3 protein-coding genes are annotated in these 2,573 nt (G+C 72.4%); 2 read left to right on the top strand and 1 reads right to left on the bottom strand.

The genetic code is table 11. The features are described 5' to 3' along the window. Window positions 1–212 precede the first annotated feature (212 nt). Both msrA and V7050_RS20275 read left to right on the top strand, forming a co-directional pair. Window positions 213–860: a peptide-methionine (S)-S-oxide reductase MsrA gene (msrA, locus tag V7050_RS20280; protein WP_324374490.1), complete on the top strand. Its 648-nt coding sequence runs from the start codon at window positions 213–215 to the stop codon at window positions 858–860. Between the two features lie 228 nt (window positions 861–1,088). Then, window positions 1,089–1,961: a 50S ribosomal protein L11 methyltransferase gene (locus V7050_RS20275; RefSeq protein ID WP_324369067.1), complete on the top strand. Its 873-nt coding sequence runs from the start codon at window positions 1,089–1,091 to the stop codon at window positions 1,959–1,961. A 178-nt stretch (window positions 1,962–2,139) separates the two neighbouring features. Here the strand turns inward: V7050_RS20275 and V7050_RS20270 are convergent. Further along, on the bottom strand, window positions 2,140–2,573 hold a 434-nt coding region (locus V7050_RS20270; RefSeq protein ID WP_324411178.1), incomplete at its 5' end, for an ester cyclase.

The raw sequence follows: 2,573 nt of genomic DNA, 5'->3' as shown, positions 1-2,573 counted from the left end.
ATTCAAAAACGTGCTGGCCACCTGAGGGGGCGGCTGCGGCGGCCCGTCGCCATGGGGACGGGCCGTAACTGGCTGATAATACGGGATTAAAGTGTTAACGGGTTGATGCGGCATGCGGTCATGGCGCCTTTCGGGGCGGTGTGGCTTGGAAACTGGCGCTGCTGGCCTAGATCCTGACCGCCGCGGCCCCCGTATCAGAGGAAGGATGACGCATGTTCGGCCTGAAGCGGAAGACCGAGTTTCCCGCCCCCGGGGCGGCGCTGCCGGGGCGACCCGATCCGATCCCGACGGCGGAGACGCATTTCGTCAATCGCCGGACGCTCGCCGGGCCCCATCCCGAGGGCATGGGGCAGGCGCTCTTCGGGCTCGGCTGCTTCTGGGGGGCCGAGCGCAAGTTCTGGAGCCTGCCGGGGGTCTGGATCACCCAGGTGGGCTATGCCGGCGGGGCCACGCCCAATCCGGAATATCGCGAGGTCTGCTCGGGCCAGACCGGGCATAACGAGGTGGTCCGGGTGGTCTTCGATCCCGCGCAGATCGGCTATGACGACCTGCTCAGGGTCTTCTGGGAGAGCCACGACCCGACCCAGGGCATGCGCCAGGGCAATGACGTGGGCACGCAGTACCGCTCGGGCATCTATGTCTTCGACGCGGGCCAGCGCGCGGCGGCGGAGGCCTCCCGCGACGCCTATGCGGCCAGGCTGCGGGCCGCCGGCTACGGGCCGGTCACCACCGAGATCGTCGAGGCGCCGGCCTTCTACCCTGCCGAGGAGTACCACCAGCAGTATCTGGCGAAGAACCCCGCCGGCTATTGCGGCCTCGGCGGGACCGGCGTGAGCTGTCCGGTGGGTGCGGCGGTCTGATACCGGGGGCTTGCATCTGGCAACGCAACCCCGTCCGCCCGAGTTCCGCCCGAGCCCAGCGCAACCACCCCGCGCGGCGGGCACCGCCGGGCCGGGCGCTGCCCTCCTCTTGTGGCGGGGCCGTTGGTGAAGAGAGATTTGGCGCCAGACGCGATCGTCCTGAGCCTCCCGCTTGACCGCGCGGCGCGGCGCCCGTAAGCGCCGTCGATCCGGCAGGGGAGCAGAGGCTTGACGCTCTTTCACGCGACCACCACCACGCGCGGCGAGGCGGCTGCGCAGGCGCTTTCCGAGGCGCTCGACGCGCTGGAGCCGGCGCCGAGCGCGACCGGGGTGCACGACCGCGACGACGGCTCGGGGATCTGGGAGGTCGGGGCCTATTTCGACGGGCGTCCGGATGCGGCCCGGCTCGCGCTGCTCGCCGCGGCGCAGGGGGCGCCGGATTTCGCGCTGGCGCCGGTGGGGAGCCGGGACTGGCTCGCCCAGGTGCGCGCCGGGCTGACGCCGGTGGAGGCGGGCCGCTTCGTGGTCTACGGCAGCCATGACCGCGCGCGGATCCCGTCCAACCGCGTCGGCCTCGAGATCGAGGCGGCGCTCGCCTTCGGCACCGGGCATCACGAATCCACGCGCGGCTGCCTGCTGGCGCTCGACGGGCTGGCGCGCGCCGGGTGGGGCTTCCGCAATGTCGCGGATATCGGCTGCGGCACCGGCGTGCTCGCCATGGCGGCGGCGCGGGTCTGGCCCTGCCGGGCGACCGCCTCGGACATGGACGCGCTGGCCGTGGAGACCGCGCGGGCCAATATCGCCGCGAACCGGCTCGGCGGGCGCATCCTCTGCGCCACGGCCACGGGCTTCGCGGCGCCGGTGGTCCGCGCGCGCGGGCCCTATGATCTCCTGCTGGCGAATATCCTGGCCGGTCCGCTCAGGCGGCTGGCGCCGGAGATGGCGCGGAACGCGGCCCCCGGCGCGGTGCTGGTGCTGTCGGGCATCCTGACCCGGCAGGCGGCCGGGGTCGAGGCGGTCTATCGCGGCTGGGGCTTCGCCCGCCGGCGGCGGCACGCGCTGGGCAGCTGGTCGACGCTGGTCCTGACGGCGCCGGCATGACAGCGGGGCCGCGGCCCTTGCCGGCGCGGCCCTCGCCATGCTGCGGGACGGTCGCGCCGGGAACGGCGAGCTCCGGATGCGATGCCCGCCGCCTGGAGGTCGCCAGGGGTCGATGGGGCCGGGGAACGCCGGCCCGCGTGGGAAGCGAGTCGACGGCGAGGGCCGCTGGCATCGGCCGTCAGGTCGCCGGCGCTTCCCGCTGGTCGGCCATCTGCGCGAGCTTGATCTGTGTCAGCAGCGCGAGCTGGTCGTAGACCCGCCACTCGTCGACGATGCGCCCGTCCCTGTAGTGGAAATGGCTGATCCCCATGATCTGCAGCCGCTTGCCCGTGGGCTCGCCGAGATCGGCGAGCAGCCCGTGGCCGAGGTGGTGGCCCTCCATCACCCAGCGGACCGCGACCTTGGTGCCGCCCTCCGCGCAGGGGGTCGAGCAGATGTGCTGCGGCTCGAAGCTCGCATCCGGAACCGAGCCCATCAGCCCGATGGTCTGGTGCATCACCGCGGCGATCCCGGTGAGCTCTGCCATCAGCGGCCCGTGGTACATCACGGTCGGGGCGTAGACATCCTTGATCCTGCCGAACATGCGGCGGTTCCAGACCTCGTGCAGCCATT

This window comes from Amaricoccus sp., assembly GCF_036846665.1.
Classification (GTDB): domain Bacteria; phylum Pseudomonadota; class Alphaproteobacteria; order Rhodobacterales; family Rhodobacteraceae; genus Amaricoccus.
This window is presented reverse-complemented; position numbering and strand designations above follow the sequence as displayed.

Excerpts from the sequence above, each read along its gene's own strand:
- msrA (WP_324374490.1), top strand. The coding sequence starts at position 213 with ATGTTCGGCCTGAAGCGGAAGACCGAGTTTCCCGCCCCCGGGGCGGCG.